Annotated in this window: 16 protein-coding genes; 7 read left to right on the plus strand and 9 right to left on the minus strand. The window is 40.8% G+C overall.

Annotation, left to right across the window (positions count from 1 at the left end):
- Positions 1-18 precede the first annotated feature (18 nt).
- The gene (locus IQ274_RS25190) at positions 19-294 is read right to left on the minus strand and encodes a hypothetical protein (RefSeq protein WP_228058354.1); all 276 of its coding nucleotides are present in this window, start codon (positions 292-294) and stop codon (positions 19-21) included.
- Between the two features lie 167 nt (positions 295-461).
- Positions 462-1274, minus strand: coding sequence for a hypothetical protein (locus tag IQ274_RS25195; protein ID WP_194143812.1), 813 nt, complete (start codon positions 1272-1274; stop codon positions 462-464).
- Between the two features lie 143 nt (positions 1275-1417).
- Here IQ274_RS25195 and IQ274_RS25200 point away from each other — a divergent pair, with 143 nt between their 5' ends.
- Positions 1418-1708, plus strand: a complete 291-nt coding sequence (locus tag IQ274_RS25200) for a helix-turn-helix domain-containing protein (RefSeq protein ID WP_194143813.1) — start codon at positions 1418-1420, stop codon at positions 1706-1708.
- 151 nt (positions 1709-1859) lie between these two features.
- Positions 1860-2813: a hypothetical protein gene (locus tag IQ274_RS25205; RefSeq protein ID WP_194143814.1), complete on the plus strand. Its 954-nt coding sequence runs from the start codon at positions 1860-1862 to the stop codon at positions 2811-2813.
- Here IQ274_RS25205 and IQ274_RS25210 read toward each other — a convergent pair.
- The gene (locus IQ274_RS25210) at positions 2803-3465 is read right to left on the minus strand and encodes a peptidase M15 (protein WP_228058355.1); all 663 of its coding nucleotides are present in this window, start codon (positions 3463-3465) and stop codon (positions 2803-2805) included. The two genes, IQ274_RS25205 and IQ274_RS25210, sit on opposite strands and share 11 nt — an antisense overlap.
- 308 nt (positions 3466-3773) lie before the next feature.
- On the opposite strand from IQ274_RS25210, the gene IQ274_RS25215 reads away from it, so the two are divergent.
- Positions 3774-8228, plus strand: a complete 4455-nt coding sequence (locus IQ274_RS25215) for an NACHT domain-containing protein (protein ID WP_194143815.1) — start codon at positions 3774-3776, stop codon at positions 8226-8228.
- Positions 8229-8334: 106 nt separating this feature from the next.
- Here the strand turns inward: IQ274_RS25215 and IQ274_RS25220 are convergent, their stop codons facing one another.
- The gene (locus IQ274_RS25220; protein ID WP_194143816.1) at positions 8335-9606 is read right to left on the minus strand and encodes an IS1096 element passenger TnpR family protein; all 1272 of its coding nucleotides are present in this window, start codon (positions 9604-9606) and stop codon (positions 8335-8337) included.
- Positions 9599-9775 carry a hypothetical protein gene (locus IQ274_RS25225; RefSeq protein ID WP_194143817.1) on the minus strand — a complete coding sequence of 59 codons (177 nt, stop codon included), beginning with the start codon at positions 9773-9775 and terminating at the stop codon, positions 9599-9601. Before IQ274_RS25225 ends, IQ274_RS25220 begins: the two co-directional genes overlap by 8 nt.
- Positions 9776-9789: 14 nt before the next feature.
- Here IQ274_RS25225 and IQ274_RS25230 point away from each other — a divergent pair, with 14 nt between their 5' ends.
- Genes IQ274_RS25230 through ybaK form a run of 4 tightly spaced genes read left to right on the plus strand, consistent with a single transcriptional unit; the run spans position 9790 to position 11180 of the window.
- Entirely contained in the window at positions 9790-10038 is a 249-nt protein-coding gene (locus tag IQ274_RS25230) for a hypothetical protein (RefSeq protein WP_194143818.1), read from the plus strand.
- A 12-nt stretch (positions 10039-10050) separates the two neighbouring features.
- Complete coding sequence (locus tag IQ274_RS25235) at positions 10051-10305, plus strand: hypothetical protein (protein WP_194143819.1); 255 nt, start codon at positions 10051-10053, stop codon at positions 10303-10305.
- Positions 10302-10700, plus strand: a complete 399-nt coding sequence (gene vapC, locus IQ274_RS25240; protein ID WP_194143820.1) for a type II toxin-antitoxin system tRNA(fMet)-specific endonuclease VapC — start codon at positions 10302-10304, stop codon at positions 10698-10700. The genes IQ274_RS25235 and vapC overlap by 4 nt, the downstream gene beginning before the upstream one ends.
- A 9-nt stretch (positions 10701-10709) precedes the next feature.
- A complete protein-coding gene (gene ybaK, locus IQ274_RS25245) occupies positions 10710-11180 on the plus strand; it encodes a Cys-tRNA(Pro) deacylase (RefSeq protein ID WP_194143821.1) in 471 nt (156 codons plus the stop codon).
- Positions 11181-11206: 26 nt separating this feature from the next.
- On the opposite strand, the gene IQ274_RS25250 is transcribed toward ybaK, so the two are convergent.
- The 4 genes from IQ274_RS25250 to IQ274_RS25265 all read right to left on the minus strand — a co-directional run bounded on the left by IQ274_RS25250 (position 11207) and on the right by IQ274_RS25265 (position 22819).
- On the minus strand, positions 11207-16555 hold the full coding sequence (locus IQ274_RS25250) for a DEAD/DEAH box helicase (RefSeq protein ID WP_194143822.1): 5349 nt from the start codon (positions 16553-16555) through the stop codon (positions 11207-11209).
- Between the two features lie 58 nt (positions 16556-16613).
- Positions 16614-18104: a B12-binding domain-containing radical SAM protein gene (locus tag IQ274_RS25255; RefSeq protein WP_194143823.1), complete on the minus strand. Its 1491-nt coding sequence runs from the start codon at positions 18102-18104 to the stop codon at positions 16614-16616.
- A gap of 56 nt (positions 18105-18160) precedes the next feature.
- A complete protein-coding gene (locus IQ274_RS25260) occupies positions 18161-18718 on the minus strand; it encodes an AAA family ATPase (protein WP_194143824.1) in 558 nt (185 codons plus the stop codon).
- Positions 18719-18886: 168 nt separating this feature from the next.
- A complete protein-coding gene (locus tag IQ274_RS25265; protein WP_194143825.1) occupies positions 18887-22819 on the minus strand; it encodes an Eco57I restriction-modification methylase domain-containing protein in 3933 nt (1310 codons plus the stop codon).
- Positions 22820-22851: the final 32 nt, after the last annotated feature.

Consider the following 22851-nt stretch of genomic DNA (forward strand, 5'->3'; position numbering starts at 1 on the left):
GTCTAACTCCTTACTTCCTTAGCCATTGTTTGCATCCTTAGTTAATGCGGTTAACTGACGGTTGAGAATGCTTATCTGCTGTTGATAAAAGTCAATCTCTGCGGTAATTTGCTGAAATAATTCTTCTGGTGTGAGCGGCTGAATTTGATTCTCTTGCAAGTAAGATATTTCATCAGAATTTTTATTAGGCATCAGCACATAACGCCAGCCATCATCAAATTGTTCAGCCAACTCTGTACCCAAAGGATAGTAATAAAGTCCCAAGATGATGCCCTGTTGTGTACGCTGTTCCAAGTTAAAGCGAGGGTAGGGCCAGTGTTGAGGGATCGAGATTGTGGGTTGCATATTGATTGGTGAATGAAGGGACAATGAAGCAGAGGTGCAGAGGAGCGGAGGAGCAGAGGAGAGATTTGTACAGATTCTTTCCTCTCTGCACCCCTGCCCCTCTGCCCCCTGCCTCTTTACGCTGTAACTAACTCCGTTCTCTCCAGCAGCCGTTGCAATCTATCGCCAGTTAGCTGTTCTAACGGCTGATCTAAAAAATATTCATCAAAAATGGATTTACCATCAGTAGACACGTCCACCATCGACAGCGATCGCACAGCATCAAGCACGGAGTTAGAATACTGCTGCTGGACTGAATAACGCCTCTTTACCCACCAGTTACCATCAGTGCATCCGACTTGCCCCAGTTTCACGCCGTTGTTGTTGTAAATGCCATCATCAAGAATTTCAAACCCGTAATTCTGGCACTCGTTGAAGATATGCGCCATGATTTGGTTTTCGGTCGTGGGGGATGTTGCTTCTTGTTCCTGCACAGGTAATGAACCGTCTTTATAGTGAGTGCAGATGAAGCGATCGCAACGCATTAGAGTGTTAGCACGAAATACTTCTTTGTCGTTGACCATGACCACCCAGGGTTGCGTTAAGTGGTTGTAGTCATGGCTGATGTTGGCTATCAGTTCATCACCAGCGTAATATTCGTGATGGTCAAACGAGATTTCGATTATTGTGAGGGATTCGGGTGCGATCGCTTGCGCTTGGTCAGCGATGTAGTTGTCGAGTTCGGCTTGAGCGAGGGCTTGTTCGTCGGGGGCAGCAGGGGCGACTTTCTGAATCTTGCTTGCCTGATAGTTAACAATGGCGGAAATCCAGGCATCCTTACAGCGTTTGTCGCTTACTTCGACTGTGCAGGCGATTTCACTGTAGATTTGCTTGAGTCGGGCAATCGATTTCAGTTGCAGCTGTTGTTGGCTGTAGATATGGTATGTCATGATTGATTAAGTTCCTAACGGGACAGAAAGCGCTTTAGATTCGCAGTCAGGGCGCTTTCTTTATATATCTATTATTACGTATTGCGTAATGCTTGTCAAGCAATGCGTAATGGTTTAAATTAGAGATAATTCTTTGGAGGCGTATGACTATGGATTTAATGAAAATTATTATTGAAGTGGAGTTTACTGGTATCGGAACTGCTTTGAAAAAGGCAAGAGAAGCTGCGGGGATGAGTTTAACCGTAGCTGGTGATTACGCCGGAATGAGCGGGGCAAATTTTAATAGAATTGAGAACGAGGATACAAAGGGTGTACCTTTAGATACTCTCATCAGGGCAGCCAATGCTGTAGGGTTGGATTTAAAAGAGTGCTTAGGTGAGTGGATTCAGCATATTCCTGGGGTTAATTTAACAGAAAATTCTAATGGCAATTAACCTTCAGGCTATTAATCCTCTTGCCTTACCTTCAGCTTTTCTAAAGAAGCGATGCCTGCGGTGGGCAATACCGGAGCAGTTATTAACTACTTCCAAAATCTACGTTGCAATTGACTCTGAAAAAATATTGTTGAACTAGAGGGGTGGGATAATGGCTAAACCACCTTCTAACCGCAAAAAAGCCACCTCTGCTGTATCTAACAATTTAAAAGCAACCCCTAGTTCTGCCAAAGACACCTTTGATCCAGAAAATCCTGCTACAGCAACGATTACGGTTACTGCTGCTGAAGTAGAGGAGTTGTCCGAAACGGAAGAACGCGATCGCCTTCACCTAGAGCGCCGTGTGGAAAGAGCCTTTTTTGAGGCGGGTAGAGCCTTGGCAGAACTGCGCGATCGCCGACTGTATCGATCCACGCATTCAACTTTTGAAGAGTATTGCAAGGACAGATTTGGGTTTGAGCGTCGTCATCCTTACAGATTAATTGAAGCTGCTGGAGTTGTAGATAATTTGATCAAAATGTGTCCAAATTGGACACAAAATGAAATTGAAGATGATCCTGCGAGAGTCCACTCCGATCAGCGACAAATCTTGCCTACCAGCGAGGGGCAAGTCAGACCGATGACAAAGCTTGAACCCCAAGAACAGCAGGAAGTGTGGGTAAAAGCGGTGGAGCAGGCAGGGGGTAAAGTGCCACCAGCTAGAATCGTTAAAAACGTAGTGCAGCAAATAATGGAACGCACCCAAGTACCCAACACTTACCAGTTAGGTGAAGTTTGCCAAATTCTCGCAAAGGACAACCCCGAACTCAGGGGCAAGGGTGGGTGTTGGGGGATTGTCAGCGTAGTGAACGAGTTTAGTTGCACTGTGAGAGTCTGGGATGGCGAGTACGCCGTTGGGTTACAACACCTGAAGTCTTACAATTACTTGCCTGCCGAGTGTGAGCAGATGCGGGTGATTTGCGATCGCATCAATCGGGTGTATTCGAGTGGGCTGGAGGAATCAGTGCAGAGGTTTTTGGAGTCGCTGGGGAAGCTGAATCGTCCTTATTTGACGACGTTGGAAGAAAAACTTTTGAGCCTTCTAGAGTCTGAAGTTAAAGTGTAATAGCTAACTGCGTTGTCAACTCTTCATAAAACTGTTTATGTGAACCTGAATAATTTTCTGCGCCTAAACGTGTTAAATATCCCTTTTTGCTTGTGTAAGGATTAGGGATATAGCTGTAAATGTATAGTTTTCTGCATTCGGGATTTTCAGACCAACCAATATTGAACGCAGCATACTTGGGAAAAAAGGTGATTGCATTGTAATAATCAATGTAATCGTGAATCCACCATGCTAAAGCTGTCCAATCGGCAGCTTTCTCATAATAATCAATGAAAGAATTCACAATAATGCAGGCTGTAGCACCCATATAACCTTTAGCGTCTGGAACATCCCAGATATGAACTGCATAGTTAGATTCGTTACTAGCACAATTGTACTGGTTTTTATTTTCTGCACCTTTAGCATTGACAGCAGATGACCGATATCCAGAGCGAATGCTGATTCTTCCGAAAGCTTGTTGAATTGGTTCTAGAACTTGTTCACAAAGACTTTTGCCGGAGGCGATCGCCAAATCAGGATTATCTGGTATATTTGGAATCCCTTCAATTTGAGAAATTTCTGAGTGCAGAAAATCACGCATAAAAAAGTTTTTTGACAAACGTACTCGACCTAATTCTTCCAATGATTTGACAGTTTGTGGTCTTTTCATCATTGTTAATTTAATTCGACGCGATGAATACCCGCGAATATACCTTGAGTGATGGAATGGAAACGATGCCTGCGGCGAACTACGCCGAAGCAGTGATCAACTACTTCCAAAATCTACTTTGCAATCAACTCTGAAAAAATATTGTTGAACAGGAGGAGCAAAGCGACCGCCTAGTAAATTACAGTTATCAAATGTATTCTTTCGATAATCATTGGGAAAGTATAAAATAAAACTGTTTTTGGCAGTATATTATTTGTAACAGTAATTAACCCTTAGTTAGCAAGATAGCTCTGTGTTTTTGGAGTATTTTAATGAGCTTGATTAACCTGGATCTGGTCTTCAACGCAATTACTAGCATCGCCAACCCTTTGATTAAAGAAAAAATTCTGCGTTCGGAGACTGTAATTAAGTTACTCCAGCAATTTAACCTCGATCCAGAGCATCCACCTGCTGATTTTAGTGGTGTTTATGCTTACACCCTAGTAGAATATGGCGTAGGCAAACCTAAGCCATTGCTCGAATTGTTCCGACAACAAGCAATTAAACAAGCTTTTCGCACAGCATTAGACCACAATAACCCCTCAATTCTGCTTTCTGAGGTTGATGCTTTTTTAGATACCTATACCTTGGGTGATGAGATTAGTAGTTTGGAACTTGATGTCAGGCGAGAAGTGGCTGAATTTGCAACTGTATTTATCGAAGTTGCTAAACGCACTCGCACACCCTCTGATGTTTTACTAAACCAGAAAATTGGTTCTCTACATAAAAGGATTGCTTGTATCCAAGAACAACTGGAAAGATTGCCAACGCTGGAGGGGATTCGGACAGAAATAGCAAGGTTGGCAGTAGAGAATTATCCTGCACTACCAGGAACTGCAACTGAAAATCAATGTAGAGCGATCGCACTAGCCCAGCAGATGCGAGGATGGTTTGAAACCTTGGGCTATGACTTTGAAAAATATGAAATCTGGGCAGAAGAATATTTTGAATGGATAATTCACATCCCAGTACGTCGCAGTTATGACCGTATTCTTATACGTGGCGTTGCAGGAGAGGTGGGACTGAGTGATGTCATGGCGTTGCGTTCCTCAGTTGAAGAACAAAAAACTGATGAAGGATGGCTGGTGACTACCCGTCGGATTTCCCGTGCCGCAAGGGATGAAGTCAAGAAAGAAGAAAATCGTCACCTTGACTGCTTTACATTTGACGAACTGATTGACTTAGATGCTGACTTTAATGGTTATATTGACTGGTTAGAAGCAGAAATCAAACGCCGAAAAATTGATACCAAGTATGTACCGCTTGCTTGTACAAAAGAAGAAATTGACCCAATTACCAAGCGGCGGATTGGCATGAGTCGTTATGAGGAAGAAGACGGCTGGATTGATGGATATATCGATCTTTGGCTTGATGACCCAGCCAAAGAGCATATTTCAATTCTGGGAGAATTTGGTACAGGTAAAACTTGGTTTGTATTTCACTATGCTTGGACTGCATTGCAACGTTACCGCAATGCCCAAAAACGTGGCGTTGAACGTCCCCGTCTGCCTTTGGTAATTACCCTGCGTGACTTTGCCAAGGCACTAAATGTTGAGAATGTTTTAGCAGGTTTCTTTTTTACCCAACACAATATCCGCATCAACAGCGAAGTCTTTGACCAACTTAATCGTATGGGTAAGTTGCTGCTCATTTTCGATGGCTTTGACGAAATGGCAGCAAAAGTTGACCGTCAACAGATGATTAACAACTTTTGGGAACTGGCGAAGGTGGTAGTTCCCGGTGCTAAAGTCATCCTCACCTGTCGTACTGAGCATTTTCCAGAGGCGAAGGAAGGACGTGCTTTACTAAATGCAGAACTGCAAGCATCAACTAAAAAATTAACTGGAGAAACACCGCAATTTGAAGTCTTGGAATTGGAGAAATTCAATGATGAGCAAATTCGGCAGGTGCTTTCATACCAAGCTGAACCAGCAACAGTTGAGCAGGTAATCGGCAATCCGCAATTATTAGACTTAGCCCGTCGTCCAGTAATGACTGACTTAATCTTAGAAGCTTTGCCAGATATTGAAGCGGGTAAACCTGTGGATATGTCACGGGTTTATCTTTATGCAGTACGGCGCAAGATGGAACGGGATATTAAAGCGGAGCGTACTTTTACTTCTTTGGCTGATAAACTGTACTTTTTGTGCGAACTTTCTTGGGAAATGCTATCTAGTAACCAAATGAGCCTGAATTATCGGCTGTTCCCAGAACGCATTCGTCGCTTATTTGGTTCTATTGTTCAAGAAGAGAAGGATTTAGATCACTGGCATTATGACATGATGGCGCAGACGATGCTTGTCCGCAATGCTGATGGTGACTATACTCCAGCGCATAGGTCGTTATTAGAGTTTTTTGTGGCGTATAAATTTGCAGCAGAGTTGGGTGCGTTAGCTAGCGATTTTAGGGAATTAGCTCAAACACAGTCAGGTTTTGATAGCAGTGCTGCGCCTGTTGATTATACTTGGTCTGGTTATTTTTCGCGTCAAGGGAGTAGTGAGGCGATGCCTGCGGCAACCCCTTTGAGTAATGCACCCCTTAGAGAATTTAGTAGTGAGCCTTTGGAGAAGTTAAGGCAGACTTTTGGTAAAGCGCCTTTGACAAAAGCAGTGATGGATTTACTTTTACCGATGTTGGGTAATAATGATCACCTGATTAAAGTTATTGAAGCAACGCGCTTTAGAAATGAGGATGTGGTTGGTTATGTTGGCGGAAATGCAGCAACGTTAGCAGTCAAAGTTGATAAGGGTTCATTGGAAGGGAGAGATTTTAGTAGCGCGGTGATTAAGAGCGCAGATTTTACTAGTGTGATTTTGCGAAATGTCAATTTTAGAGAGGCAAATCTAGCTGATTCAGTTTTTGCAAATACTTTAAGTCAAATTTTTTCGGTAGCGTTTAACTCTGATGGGCAACTTTTGGCGATGGGTGATGCTGCAAATATTCGCTTGTGGCGAATTACTGATAAACAACAAATTCTGACTTTTTACGGGCATCAAAACTTAGTATATTCAGTAATTTTTAGTTCTGATGATCAAGTGCTTGCTAGTGCAAGTACTGACTGTACACTAAAGCTTTGGGATGTTAAATCGGGAAGATGTATACAAACGTTACTTGGCCATACTGCTACAGTTAGAACAATAGCGTTTAGCCCAGATAATCAAATTATTGCCAGTGGGAGCGAAGACAAAACAGCAAAATTGTGGGATGTAAAAACTGGTGAATGTTTGATGACCTTTTCAGCCCAAAATAGCCTTGTAAGGGCAATTGCATTTAGCTCCGATGGTGAAATATTTGCTTTTAGCAGTAGCAACTATACTATTAATTTGTGTAATATACGTACATCTCAGAGCCAAAAGATTTTACAAGGACATATCAGCTATGTAAGAGCGATTATTTTTAGCCCTAATGGAAAAATTATTGCCAGTAGTAGTCACGACTGTACAATCAAGCTATGGGATACAAACACTGGTGAATGTCTCAAAACTTTGCATGGACACACAGACGTAGTTAACTCAATTGCTTGTGATTCTGATGGAAAAATTATCGTTAGTGGTAGTACTGACCGTACAATCAAGCTATGGGATATAAACACAGGTGAATGCCTTAAAACTCTACAAGGGCATGATAATTGGATACAATCTGTTGCTTTTAGCCCTGATGGTCAAACTCTAGCTAGTGGAAGTCAAGACCATTCTGCAAAGCTTTGGGATGTAAACACAGGTGAATGCCTTTACAGTTTTCAAGGATATGCTAACTGGTTAAAGGCAATTGTGTTTAATCCTAGTGGACAACTCGTTGCTAGTGGTGGACAAGACCATATAGTTAGATTGTGGGATACCAATACAGGTAAATGTACAAAAGAGTTACAGGGACATACTGATTGGATACGATGTCTAGCCTTTAGCCCTGATGGTCGAATTCTCGCCAGTGGGAGTAATGACTTTACAGTTAGGTTATGGAATATTCAAACAGGAGAATGTAGCAAAATTTTACGAGGAGATACTGGAAAATTATCTTCAATAGCATTTAGTCCTGATGGGCTTAAACTAGCAATTGCTTCTGGTCAGACAATACAGCTTTGGGATTTTGATATAGAACAAAATATTTATGAAATAATAGCGCATAAAGGCTCTATAACAAAACTTGCTTTTAGTTGTGATGGTCAAATTATTGCTAGTCTTAGCTATGATGACACTGTAAAACTTTGGGATGTTCCAACGGGTAAATGCTTTAAAACTTTAACAGGAAAGAAAAATTGGTCAAGATCGGGTGCTTTTAGTGCTGACACAACAATTATTGCTACCTGTAGTGATGACTATATAGCAAGGCTTTGGAATATTTATACTGGTCAATGCTTAATGACTTTGGAGGAACATACTGGGCAAATCAAGGCATTTGCTTTTAGTTGTGATGGTCAGGTTCTTGCTACTGGAAGCGATGATTTAACTATCAAGCTTTGGAATGTACACACAGGTAAAAGCTTAATCACATTGCTGGGACATACTAGAACAATATCATCAATTAGTTTTAGTCCAAATGGTAAAGTTTTTAGCAGTTGTGCCGAAGATGGGCTAATCAAAATTTGGAACATCAATACGGGCGAGTGTTTAAAAACTCTGAGAAGCGATCGCCCTTATGAACGCATGAACATTACAGGCGTTAAAGGCTTAACTGAAGCTGAAAAAGGAACACTTAAAGCATTAGGTGCGGTGGAAGATGGAGAATAAATCAGGAATGATATGCAAGCTATGTTTAGTCGATGCACTGCCAATTATGACACGTTTTTCTTGTGGGATCGCCTACAGAGGGACGTAGCCCATCGCAGTAGCAAATCTATTGCCAGCCTTCTCCCTCTTCGCCATATTGCGCTGGCGGTTCACCATGAGATTTAAGAATCTTGGGCTTTTTCATTTTGTCATTGGCTGGTTCAATTTTCTCCACATATAAATCAAATTCCCACTCTTGCAGTAAATCAAAGATAAATTGTAAATGACTGCCTACCTCTAAGGATAAATCGCCTAAACGAAAATCGCAGGTATCAGGGGGAATTTCGACAACAGGATGATTAAATTCCAAAGTTCTTCCTAAACGGTCTTTGTGAATAAATCTGTAGAGGTGTTCTGGATCAAAATCAAATGCTTGCACAATCGCGGCAGCAACTTCATCTAAATTGAAATAACTAGGAATAGCAATCCGTCGCCAAGCATCCTGTAAATTAGCTTTAAATATATAAACCCCATCAGTAAAACCGCCTTCAGCAATCACTAAAGTTTGTGACCATTCCGGGAAATAGGGTTGGAGATAAGGTTTTAAACTGTCAAAAGCTATGCGAAAATCTAACCGAAAAGTGGCGTAATCTTCTACTTGGATATTTGAGCGACTTTCTGTTAATACAGCCATAAGAGCATTACCCCAAGCCTTGGGGTTTACATGAGTAAAATGCCAGCCTTTAGCGGCTTGTGGTTTTCCTGATGTCAGTTCAATTAATCCAAATAAATGTAAGAGAGCAAGATTGTGAAAACCAGGATAATAAACTAATTTATCTTGTTCGGAGTAATTATTAATTTTTAATCCTGATGATGGAAGATTGTTCCAAAATAATAAACAGCGATATGCTTGGTCAAACATATCTCTTTGGTCGCCTAAGAGTTCACTTTCTCCCCAAACTAACCAAGATTCTAACAGTGTGAAATATCGTTCTGTGTGGTTTAATCCTTGCCAAATTTTCAGAATTTTTTGGTCTAAAACTAACTTGCTCTTTTTACTTTCGGTAATAACTTGAGACAGTCCAGAGGCGCGGAGAAGGAAATAAAGACCGTGAATATAAGGATAGGATTTTTGTACAGGACGTTTAAGGTTAATATCTATGGGATAACTCAATTGTGAGTTAAGTTGTTGGAGATATTTAAGGGACAATTGGTGATAAGTACTACTAACTTCAACGCCGTTGGGTTGGAGAAATTCTAAAATAGTTTGAAAATCCCGCAGAATTGTTCCTGGAATATTTTGACTAATGGTTTGCTGTTGAAGTAGTTCTTTTTTATCTTCCGTCAGTGGTAGTTTATCTCGGATTTGATCTGGAATGAGGGAAAATAGGTTACTCATCTGAGTTGAAAGGAGGAATTTGTATGGCGGTTAATCTCACAACTTGGCCATTTTGCCAAATGCTAATAAATTCTACTAAACGGCGGTGTCTTTCAATAGCTTTTTTCATAGCGAGTTTAACACCTGCGTCAATTTGGCGAGATAATTTCTGAGGAATTGGCTTATTCATCCGAATCTCAGCAGATGCAGTTAATCAGCAATGGTGCTATTTCTCTCACAGGAAGCGATGCCTGCGGTGGGCTACGCCTACGCATTCATAGGCTATGGGAAAATCAAAACTTGGAAGATGCCTCAAGTGCTGTCTTAAAGCACTTGGGAGAGTTGAAGCGACCGTATTTGACAGCTATGGAGAAGAAGCTGTTGAGTGTGATTGAAAAAGAATACGGCATTATAGATGAGATACCCCGTAATTTTCAATCAACCAAGGACTAGGAGAAAACAGTAATGCAAAGTATTAAGTTATGTTCTCATGTTGGGGGTGATGGCATTTTGCACCTTGAGATTCCTGTTGGCATAACAGACAAAGAAATGGAAGTCGTAGTGATTTATCAACAAATAGAACCATCAGCACCCCCAAAAACACCCGAAGAATTGGGATGGCCAGCCGGATTTTTTGAACAAACGGCTGGGTCATTAGCAGATGACCCAATTCAAAGATATCCCCAAGGTGAATATGACACTAGGGAGTCATTAGAGTGAGATATTTGTTAGATACCAATGCTTGCATTGTTTATTTGAACCGTCCGATGTCTGGGGTGAGGCAAAGGTTGGAATCGCTATCACCAGCAGACATTGCTGTTTGTTCAGTAGTAAAAGCTGAACTATTTTATGGTGCAATGCGAAGTAACAATCCCACACGGACTTTAATATTGCAAGAAGCATTCTTAAATAATTTTGTATCTTTGCCTTTTGATGATCGGGCGGCTCGGATTTTTGGCACAATTCGGGCAGAGTTAGGGAAGGTTGGTACACCAATTGGGCCTTATGATTTGCAAATTGCGGCAATTGCTCTAGTGAATAACTTAACATTAGTTACGCACAACACAAGAGAATTTAGTCGCGTTAGTGGACTGGTGATTGAGGATTGGGAGTAAGTAAGAGCAATGAAAACGAATGCTGCTCGACTACTTGATAAACTAAGTATTCCCTATCAAATCCTCAGCTATGAAGTAGATCCTGATGATTTGGCAGCTGAGAGTACAGCGCACAAAGTTGGTCTTCCGCCAGAGCAAGTTTTTAAGACTTTAGTAGTCAGAGGTGACACAACAGGTATTTGTTTTGCTGTTGTACCAGGAAATGCTCAGTTGGACTTGAAAGCTTTAGCTCGAATTTCAGGAAACCGCAAGGTTGAGACAGTTGCTCTCAAGGAAGTTCAGCCACTAACAGGATACATCCGTGGGGGTGTAACGGCTTTAGCTAGCAAAAAAGACTATCCTGTTTACCTTGATGAAACTGCAACTCTATTTGAGCAGATTACTGTTTCTGGTGGAATGCGAGGTATGTTGCTTCTGCTATCGCCAGATGATTATTTACGTGCCGTCAGTGGCACTTTGGGAGCAATTGTACAAAATTAAGGGTCAGTGGATAGATTTGTTCTAGATTATAAACTTGCTAAAACAAGCAATTCAGTTTGCCAACCTTCATTATGGCTTAAGGTAAGGACAGTATAACCAGTCTCGTACCTAAGATTATCGCGCTCAATTTTATCTTGCTTGCGCTTTTCAGGGCTATCATGAACTGAACCGTCACAAAAAACAGCGATCACCTCCTCCTCATAAACAAAATCTGGTTTACAGTTTGCCTCTGGAATAAATTTCTGAGCAGCATCGGGTAATTTGTACCCCCGTTGATAAATTTCTTGCAAAACCACACGCTCAAAATCAGAGTTAGGGTCTGTCTGTTCCAGCAATTTTTGATATTGCTGATCGCGAGAAAGCCCTTTGACCTGAGTAATAACGCTACTCTCCAGTAAGAGGTCAAGCCAAGGTTTGATGAGGTGACGATTTATCAGTGCATGGTCAAATTGATTGCGGTAAGAGAGCAAGCATTCATAGCAAGCTTGAATACAACTGTCTTTAGGTTGTGTAAAATGACAAATGTCGAAAGCTGCATCAGCAATTTTCTTAAATGCCTCTGGTTTTTCTAATAACTGAGAGAGTACACCTGCACCACCTTCAGCAGCTTCCCAGAACAGTAAATACTTGCCTTCGCCTAGTCGTTCTGAGTCGAGTTCATCAGCTTCTAATTTATAGACGGCTTGAATTGCAGTTTCTAAAGTGTATTGCAGGGTGGCAATAAAAGCTTCTCTATCCTCAACAGGAACATTTAATGGCTCAACAATCAAGATATTGCAAGTATCATCAACCATTAAATTCACTTCGGTATGCAAGCTGTCGGGTGTCTGTTGAGTCTGTGGATTTTTATGGTCGCCCCATACCCCCGTTGTTGGATTGAGCTTAAACCCTCGTTCTTCTCTATTCTTCTTCAGCCCCCGATTAATTCGCCAAATAGTAGCTGTGGCTCCATAAGTTAACTTGAACAGTGGTGTACCGTCAGCAGCTTGAACAATGGCCGATTCCCGCTTTTGGCTAGCGTAGCGGAAATGAGTAGTGATGTTGTAGCCGTACTTGAGCCGTTCTTCTTCGTCACAGGTAATGCGTTCTCGACGACGAGCGATCGCAGTTTCCATTGGCAGTACACGAGTCAATTTGGCTACATTGCCATGAGCATCAGGTTTAATTTCTGCACCGCAGTTTTCACAAGTGTCACGAAAATCGCCGTCGTGGTAATACCCGCAGTTAGCGCAGACACTCATCCGTTTATACTCGCCTTCAATGCCACCAACGGGAACTTTTGTTTTGGCCACCATGAATTTACTACCTTCGTAGTAAAGGATATTATTGGGAGCAAATTCCCGTAATGCCATTGAGCGGGGGCGAGAGATGAATTCACCACCTTCACCAGCAGGAATAAATGCTCGGACTGGCAGGCGAGGGAAGTTGAACCCTGGTAAAAACCCCTCGGCAGCAAAGTAACGATAGGGATAAAATTCAAACTGGGAATTACTCTTGCCTTGGCTGTGTCCTACGAGTAAATCAATTTGTCGTTGTGCTTCTCTTGCCTGTGCTTCAGCGTTGCTACGTTCTTCCTGGGCAACATCACCTCTAGCAAAACGGTCAATAGTGCGACGGGCAGATTCTAACTGGTTGACTGACTCTATATATAAATCTCGCCAGCGCTTACAGGCCCGGTCAAAAGCATTCAAAGCATTTTCGATGGTATTCTGTAACCAATTTACAGAATACCAAGAAGCTTTTTGCAGATCCTCTTGGCAGAAAAAGTCTGAGAAGATAGACTGAGCGGCTTGCAGACATTGGGTTAATTTGGCTTGGCCCAGGGTAAGTTGTTGGCGAATACTGTCTTTGAGGGGATAGTTTTCTAATTCCAAATCCAAGATTTTATTCATGGAATCTTCCAGGTAAACCCCAGTATGTGCCAGCCAAATCGAGTAAACATGAGATTTAATTAAATCCTGGTTGGCTAATTCTAATTTTGGTGGAGCAACTACCCCAGCAACCATTTGATTTTGGCGTTTGAAAAAGTATTGATCGTGACCGCTACCAATAGAAGCATAAGTAATGACTAAAGCTTGCTGTCCACTTCTACCAGCACGACCGCTACGTTGAGCGTAATTAGCGGGACTGGGGGGAACGTTTCGGAGATGGACAACGCTAAGGTCGGAAATGTCGATCCCTAATTCCATTGTCGGAGAGCAAAACAATGCAGCTAATTGTCCTTGACGAAATTTTTCTTCCCGTTCTTGACGGTCTTTGTTGCTTACCTGTCCGGTATGCTCTCGCCCTTCCATTGTTTGGATTTGCAAGGCGTTGGTTTGGTAAAAACCTTGGAAAAATTGGTTAACGGATATATTGGGTTTATCGTTACCCTGCAAGCGACGGGATGTTAAGGGATCGGTAGGGATTTCCTTGAGGTTGGTTGCTTTCCATAGTAGTGAGTCTATGCGTAGCTGTACCTCAGATTTTTCTTGCACTAGGTAGCCAGCATCACATAAAGCATCAATTAGAGTAGTGATTAAGCTGTTGAACTCTACATCTGTTAAAAGTTGGCTGCGGAGCGACCATGTATTTGGCGAACGCAAAAATCGTCCAATTTTACTTCTAGTAGTAAGTTTAACTTTCGCTTTTTCATTACCACCAGTGCTAATAGTTGCCCAAGTTGCCAAGTATAAATATTCGTTCTCATCGAATACCCAAGGTTCTTTAAGGGCTTGAATGACTTCGCTTTTGAGTGAATCTTTCTGGTCTGGTTGTAAAAGTTTGGCATCAATTGCCAATTCTCGTCGCAAATGGTTGAGGAATGCTTGGGTAATGATGAAACGTTCTTGAGGACTGGCTTGCAATAATAAAGAATGGCGGTGTTTTTGCCATAGTTTATCGTCAGCACAGGCTTCTTGGAGTCCGTCATACTCAATTATCAACAGTCCGCACTGTTCAAGGTTGGGTTGGACGATGCGCCATCCCCGACGCAAGTCTTCGTAAAGACGATATTCAATCAGTTTACGAAAGGCTTCTTCATTGCGTCGCTTCCCAACACCAAACTCTGCTGCTTGCTTGGCATAGTCGTTTTGAGTAATTCCCATGTATTGGACGACTACACTAGCTAATTCGCTGTGGGTGAGTTGTCCTTTGGCTTGAATTGCACCTAAAAGTGCAGCCCGTAAGAAGCTGGTTTGGACAAAATCATTGAAATGTCCCGCTTGTAAAGACGCATCTTGACGGTTATCGGTAAAACTGAGGATTTTGGCAGCTTTGGTTTTTTCCCCTGTAAAGACTTGCTTGAGGCGGCTAGTGGTAGAAAGACAAAGTAGAGTGGTAGCGGTACTGCGTCCTTCACTACTGAGGCGAGAGAGTTTAGCAAATTCGTTTCGCTTTTTGTCATGAAGTACGCCGCAGTTGAGACAGGTCAAAAAGGGTTTGGGAATAAACCAACAAGTGGTTCCTTGCAACAGGGAGGATGTAACTTTACCATTGGGTAGAATTTGGAGTTTTCGGGGAATAAATCGCGCAAAGTCTTTTTTGGCAACCCGTCCTTTCTTTTTGGTTTCACTAAACCAAGAGTCAGGAAGTCTATCTTCATCGCTTGTATCCCAAAGTTCTGGTTCATCGAGGATGAGATAACCTTCGGTAATATCTGCATCGTCAGGACTAATATCTAATGCAGTGGGCAATTGAGGCAGGATAATATGCTTATCAGCATCGTAGCGAACGACATAGTAATCCTGTCCGCATTCCCGGCAAAAAACGAGGGGATAAAGTAGGCGGTTGTCGGTGGTTGTATATTGACCTTCGAGGGTTAAATGGCGTTTGTCTCGATTTTCAATAGTGGCGTAAACGCTTCCCCCTTGGGAAATGAACTGATGTAGGCGAAAGGCAAGTCCATTAGTTTTGCTTCCCCACAGGAACATCTGTTTGAGGACTGTTAAACAAGTTTCCTCTAGAAGCTGGGTTTCTTGGGCAAGTTTGGTTGCACCTGTTTCTAAGCTGATGGGTTGACGGCGAACGAGATGCCCTTCTCTTTCTTCTAAACCGAAGTTCATCTCGATCCAGTAGCTTAGGGAATGGTTTCGGAATTCTGTTAGTGTTTGTTCTAACTCGGTTGGTAAACCTGCCAAGATTCCTTGGCACAGTTGTTCAATAGTAGGTTCAACACGTTGGATAGAACGTTCTAGGGTTTCATCAATAACATTGTTGGGTTTAATTTCCACGCCAAATAACTTACTAGCGACATCTGCCACAACTTGGCGGCGTTGTTCGCGGGAACCGACCGTTGACATGGTGGCACTTGTGCCAATGCAGAGTAATTCGTCATTACTTTTGCTACGTTGACGAAGTTTGCGGATCAATATGGCAACGTCTGCACCTTGTCGTCCCCGATAGGTGTGTAATTCATCCAGTATCAGGAATTTTAAATTGGGAGACTCAACCAATTTATTCTCGTGAGTGCGTGAGAGCATTAACTCTAGCATCACGTAGTTGGTGAGTAAAATATGGGGTGGATTGTTTTGAATTTCGGTTTTCCTGGTTAAACTTTCTTGCCCAGTGTATTTTTCAACACGAATATGAGTATTCGGAACTTGGCGTAGAAATTTGTCGAGTTCTTCTTTTTGGGAGTTAATTAAGGCATTCATCGGATAAACCAATATTGCCCTGACTCCTGAAATATCAGGATGACGCAGTAAATCATCGAAGATCGGCACGACGTAAGTCATGCTTTTACCGGAACCTGTGCCTGTAGTAACAACGTAGGGTTCTTGGCGTTGTGCAGTTTCAAATGCTTGCTTTTGATGGTAATGGAAGGTGAAGGGTTCGCCGTTTTTTTTGTAGAAATATTTTTCGCAGTCTGGATGAAGGGTTTGCTGTTGTACTAATTCTTTGACTGTTGCACCCTTTTTATAGCTAGGATTGAGTTGTACTAGGGGGTCAGTCCAGAGTTGCCCCTTGTCTAATTCTGCGTCTACAAATTCTTTGACTTTGCGATCGCGGATTTTGAGGAAGCTTTCTATATAGCGGCGGTAGTCGCCTATTACCTCGTTGCGGAAGTTAAAAATATCAAGGGAATCAGGAATTGATAATTGGGACGACGTGCCTTTTTGTTGTGTGGGGGTGCGTCCTAAGCGATGGTCAATGTATTGGTAAAGTTGGTTGGCAAAGGTGTCTGTTAGGGTGTTAGTGTCAAAAATCTCTGTTAGTTCTGCATCATCCCATTCTTGGGGAACATGGGTGAAAATTAGGTTTAGTTGTTCAGAAGTGATAGAAACAATATTTGTACAATCAACTAATGCTAATCTTTGTCCGATGAGGGAACTAATAGATAAAATAGCTGGTTCTGGCTGTTTGATTAATTCTTGTAGTTTGACCGGGATTTTCATAATTAAAAGCTGATATGTTAATATAAAAACTGCCTAAAATAGCGATTAGTCTCATGTTTTACATTCCAGCTTTTAAGTAATCCCAAAGTATTTGCCTATTTGATTCCGTTTCTTTCAAATCTTTGGAAAAAGGTAAAGAATCAATACCAAAATGAATAGCAGCATCGACAAAATCGGTGTAGGAAATTTCTGGAGAAAAATAACCATATCGCTTTTGAGTATAGAAAGTGTCGATAGTCTGAAAAGATTTAGCAAACAAAACTCCTAGCTCTTGGAGAGAATCATAGGTTAATTCCGAACTAGGGTTAATAGGCCATAGATGTCTTGACTGCCAAACTGCATCTGTAATAATATTTCCTCCATAACGCTTAATTTCTTCTTTTATTCCCCCTTCTAAAGATGAGCCAGGATAGAGCAAAAGAGGATATGCTGAAACACTAGTTACATAGGGTATATTTTTAGTAAGATAAGAAAATGTTGTTGCTATTGTTTCTAAGGTATCTCCTATATAAAAAAGAATATTGAGCTTGATAATAATACCTAGATCATAGGCAGCACGCAGTATTTCAGATGCTCTGTCAAGATACCTTTGGGGATCGCGAGTTTTACCCATTCGGAGAAGAATATCAAAAGAAGCACTTTCTAATCCCAAATCCAAAATTCGACAGCCAGCTTTTGCTAATTTATCGAGACGGTTTGGAGTTAAATATTCTACACGTGTGCTAGTTCTCCAGGTAAAATTTAAACCTCTCTCTTGACGTTGAATAGCTAACTGGGATATTTCTTCATCTTGCATGAGAAACATAGGTGTTTCTAGATAAATACAAATTTCATTATCCCCATATATATCAGTAATATATTCCGCTTCATCAATAATAGAGGGGATGTCCTTTTTACGCACTCCAGTTTTTGCAGAAACACAGAATTCACAGCCGAAAGTACAACCTCTACCAACTTCCAAACTTGGTGCAAATGTCTGAAAATTTGGATAGAGGCTATAGTTAAGTCGAGTCATTTTTTGAGGATTGAAAGCTAAATCATAATGAGTTGAGCAAATCTCTCCATTAAGATTACGATAAACAATATTATTAACTGTATCAAGAGGTTTCTTGTTAGTAATATGGTCAACAAGTTGACACAAAACTTCCTCGCCTTCACCTCTGACTACGACATCTATCGCTGAACATTCCAATAATACTGTTTCTGCAATTTGTCCAACATGATCTTTACCACCAACAATTATAGAAATAGATGGAAATCTCTTGCGAATTGTGCTAGCTATTTTTAGGCAAGGAGGATAACTAAAACCACTGACGCAGGATAAACCAATCACTTGAGGCGAAGTCTGCTCAATTTCTTGTAAAAGTTTTATTAAACAATCTTCTTCAGGATGGGATTGAGGGTCAAAAATACCAACATTAAATCCTCTCTCTGTCATATAAGAGGCGATTACTAAAATGCCAAAATTCAGCCTTTTTAAAAAGGAAAAAGCTAAATCATAGGGTTTTTTACCTAAATCGATTGGGATATTAACTAAAAGTAAATCCATTATTTTACCTATTGTTTTATTTTTTGAGTGTTTAGTAGCTGTTTAGATTTGTTAAATTAAGAAACTTTTGTAACTAAATTAGTGAGTAAAGTTTCCACTTTGTGAAATAATTCTTCTGATAGACCATCATTAATAATCATAAAATCTGCTATAGCTATAGTTCCACCTAGCTCGATTTTCTCAATCTCTCTATAATCTCGTGCTTCGGCTTCATCTCTTTTAAATGGTCTTGTTGTTCTAGAAGCTAGGCGTTTATAACGGATATGCTTGGAAGTAAATAAAGTTAAGACTACTAATTTATCACCGAACTCTTTTTTCAGAGATTTATATTCACTAAAGCTTCTTATGCCATCAATGATAACAAAAGAATTTTTCATCAATTTAGCTTGAATCCAAGGTAAAGACAGTTTTACACAAGCATCCATTCCATACTGATTTCTGATTTCTTCTCTAACTATTGGCTCTGTCAGGGGCGTAATTTCCAGTCCGCGTTTTAAGATTTCTTCTCTGATTAAGTCTCCAAAGCTTAATACAGGCAAGTTATGATTTTTAAAATATTCAGCTACTGTACTTTTACCAGAACCAGCCATGCCAACAATTGCTAATACTTTCATTGCTTACCAATCTAATTTTATTAAGAAGAAATTGAATAAAATCTAATATGCGTCTTAATTACAGCAAACTTCAGAAATCTTGAGTAAGATAGGCTAAGTATCTAGTTTTGATTCTAGATTTTGTACTTGGTTTATCTACAATCTGCTGTAAGAATAATCAGGTTTAATTTAGGTGTCAAACATTCTATCCCAGACCTCCAAAACTAATCTCTGTGTGCGGTATTCACCAAACTGTTTAATTTCGTTATTCTTTAAAACGCGGAATGTTTCGCTGGGGAAGTCTGCGCCATAGATATCAGCAGGGTCTAGGATATATCGCAGTTCATCACGGGTGAGTCCGTATAGTTTGGCGTAATATGCGTCTAATTCTGCTCTTAATAATGCGCGTCTGTTGGGGTTCCAAATGAAGGGTTCACCGTCGTATCCCATATCTTTGGCGAAGGGTTGCAGATCCCAGGCGGTGTAGACTAATTCGAGTACGCGATCGCTAATAAATTTGATATCTTCTGGGGTGTATGATTCTGGGGGAAGTATGGGAAGTTGTTTGAGGATGAAATAGCTGAGTGAGATAGCACCTATTTTTTGGCGTACAATATAATCAAGAATCAGACTATTGAAGTTACCAAGTAATACAGATGGATCTATTTTTGAACTAAATCCGAGGGCAGGTAATTTTCTTGAGACTGCAACTTTAGGTATAACTGTAGTAATGCAAGTTCTCTCATCTGTACCTCTAGCAACATCTCGCCAGACTAAGAACCAATTCTGCTTATAATCTACATACTTATCAAATAAAGAAGTGATAAATTTTTTTGGGATAAAATAGCGAGGATCAATGTGAAAATTTTGATTTAGCTTTTCTATATCAGAAGCTTCTCTAGCTTTACCTTCCGATGTTGCTGTTTGACTAACTCCTTGAAAAGTTGCAAACCTATGGTCATAAAAATAGATTAGTTTTGCTTCATATAAAGGAATATTCCAATCATAATCGCGTTCTTGCCAAGGAAATTTTAGGAACTCAGCATGGTCGCTAGCATCCACTAATCTCATATAATATGTATTCCAAGGTTTAATACCTGTCTTTTCATTCTCTAAAACAGGAACACGCTGATAAATTTTCTTGGTTAATTCTGCATCCTTACTAGTTCTAAAAACTGGACAGGTTAAGGTATTAGGATTAATTAAGGCAATATCTTGAGGTGAAAGCTGAAACAGACGAGCTTGATTATCTAGTTGTTTTGCTTGAGTCAGAAAGAAGGCAAAATTCCCCCGTTTGATTGGTTTACCACTAATAGCAAGTAAAGAAAATTTCATCCGGCTATCTACAGCAGTAAATAAAGCTTCTCGATTTTCAAAATCATACAGACTTGCTAAAGCTTCTTTCTGCGTCAAATCTCCAAAAAACTTTTTACAAGTGTCGTCAGTTGCAATTCCGGTAGGAACAATTACCCCAACTCTTCCATCAAATGAAATCAACTTTCTCGTAGTCTCAGCAAAAATAGCATAAGTATTGATGTCTCCCACCGCAGTTAAAGGAAATCTACCCGACTCCCGAATAAATTTTCCTTGTGCTTCAGCATCATGCTTTGCATCTTCAAAAACTTGTGCTAACTCAGGATTTTTCTTAGGTAATTCCTTAATCAACTTCTCCCGCGCTGCCTTATTTATAGCGTTAGCAATTTCCGCACTTTGAGAAGCAAAAAATTCTTTCTCTTGTAACTTAATCCGTTCCCAAGGCGGATTACCCAACACACAATTAAATCCGCCTTGCTCAAATACTTCTGGGAACTCTAAACACCAGTGAAAAAAGTGTTTTTCTTCAGCTAACTTATTCGCTGCATCTACAATCTTATTTAATTCATAGTTCGTAATTCGTAATTCGTAATTTTCGTCTGATTTACGAATTTTTTCTACTTTTTCACGCTTTAAACGGTTTAATGCTTCGGTCGTAGGTAATAACTGCAAATGATGCTCAGTTAGCGACATAAAAAACGCTGCTGTCCATAAATTGCAAGCAGAATGTCTCAACCACCAAGTAGATTCTTGCAAATTCTCTTTATATTGCTTTTGCTTATCTTTAACTTGTTGTGGTGTGGTTTCAGGAATTACCCCCAACTGCCGCCACATTTCTGCATAATCTACGCTATCAGTTTCTAACTTCTCACCAATTGATAGTTGTCCTGCTTTCTCTCGTTCATTTTTATTCCGTTTTTTAAGCTGTGTAGATAGTTTTTTATCATCACCTGTTACTGGCTTAAACGCTTCATCAGGTATTCCTTCATCTAAACAACTCAAATCCATCACTCCCACAAGGGAATTACCACACTTAATCCTGTGGTCTAAAAAGTTAAGAGGGAAGCCACGAGAAAAACCTTCAATCCATAAGGCTACTTTGCACAAATCAACGGACAAGGGGTTTAAATCCACCCCATAAATGCAATTTTGGATAACATCTCGAATCGCTAATTTTAAAGGTTCACTCCCTGGTTCAGCTTCCCCAGTGCGAATTTTAGCTAATTCTTTTCCTACCCGACGTGCCGCCGCTAAGAGGAAATGTCCAGAACCACAGGCGGGGTCTACAATTTTGAGGTCGAGAAGTGCTTTTTCTAATTCTTGATGGTTACTGAGCGTAGTCGAAGTATTGCTTTCTGCGTTCCGAAGCTTTTCTTTTGTACTACGAAGTTTTTCTTCAATTACAGGTTCTAAAGCTGTTTTTATCAGTTGTCCCACTAGCTGCGGTGGTGTATAGTAAGAGCCAGTAGTTTTCCTCTCACTACCAAATGCTAATTTGAATTCGTAATTTTTAGGAGAGATTTCTGGGTGAAAATCAAGGAGACTTTCATATACGCTCCCCAATTCTTCGACATCTAAGGCAGTATAATTTACCCGTCGTAATTGCCCCTTATCTTGATATAACGATAACTCCCGAATCGCTACTAGCAAATCGTGATTATCAATAGCACAATCATCTAAAGCTGGTAGAGTGTACGAACCAAATAAGTCGCCATTTAATGGTGATAATCCTAAATATTTTCCCCGCCAATTTTCATCAAACAGCAAGAATGTAACCCGCAAACCCTGCCATAAATCTTGAAAACCTTCCCGTCGCCAATGGGGACGCTCGGCTAACTCTCGCAGTCGCTCAATGCTGTAATATTCTCGATAGATTCGGGCTTTCTCTACATCATTCCCAATTAATAAATTACGGGACTCTGCCACCATCAAAAACAGTAAGCGATAAATCAGCCGCAACAGTTGGCGATAAAAAACTAATTCGTAATTATTAGAGAATTTTTGGCGGAGGTGTTCGTTTTGTGGATGTTGGAGAAAACCTGTGCCTAGCTGTATTAGTGCTTTTTCTACCCCATCTCGGAGTCTGTCGCGTACCCGTCCCCCCTGTTGCAGTGCTTCTTGGTGGTAATATTCCAGCAAGCACTTATCCGCATCATCCATACCTTCAGGCAAGCGGGAACGGTGAAACAATCGATAAAATAACCCAAACTCAGCAAAGTTCTCACCACTGAGAATTTGCTCTAAGTCAAATTCGATATAAGTAAGCCGAGTCATCAACGAAGAGTCACGCAGTAACCGCCAGCGATAACCATTGGTTGCGATCGCCCAAAGATGCTCTGTCTTGTTAAGATATTCCTGCACCAGCGCGTGTGCTGATAATCTGGGTGTCCCACTGGGAGGACGTTTATCGATTTCTAGCCGACAACCAATAATGTGAATAGGTGGCTTATTTTCTCCTGGTTCCGCACGGTGAGAAATCGCATAAGTTTTGTCCTCTACTACTTCGGCTGTTGCAGTATATACAGGTTCATAACCTAAACTTTGCAGTAATGGCACTGTCCAAAGTTCACGGGTAATTGTAGTAGCCGAGTTATTCTCATCGAGCCTTGCCAATGCGCGTTGAAATGCTGCCCAGTATGCTTTAGCATCACCCCAAGCAGTAGCAATTTCATCTGCTAATTTATCAGTTTTATTAAAACCAAAATCTTCTGGTGATTGCCCTTTGATGCTGCCTTCTAGCATTTGGGCAGTCATATCTGGAGCTAGTAAATTTCCTTCGATTTGAATCGCAGTTAATGTAGTTTTCATATTTGGAGAATTAAAAATAAAAGATTACTGGC

The sequence above is a fragment of the Nostoc sp. LEGE 12447 genome (assembly GCF_015206985.1).
GTDB lineage: Bacteria > Cyanobacteriota > Cyanobacteriia > Cyanobacteriales > Nostocaceae > Nostoc.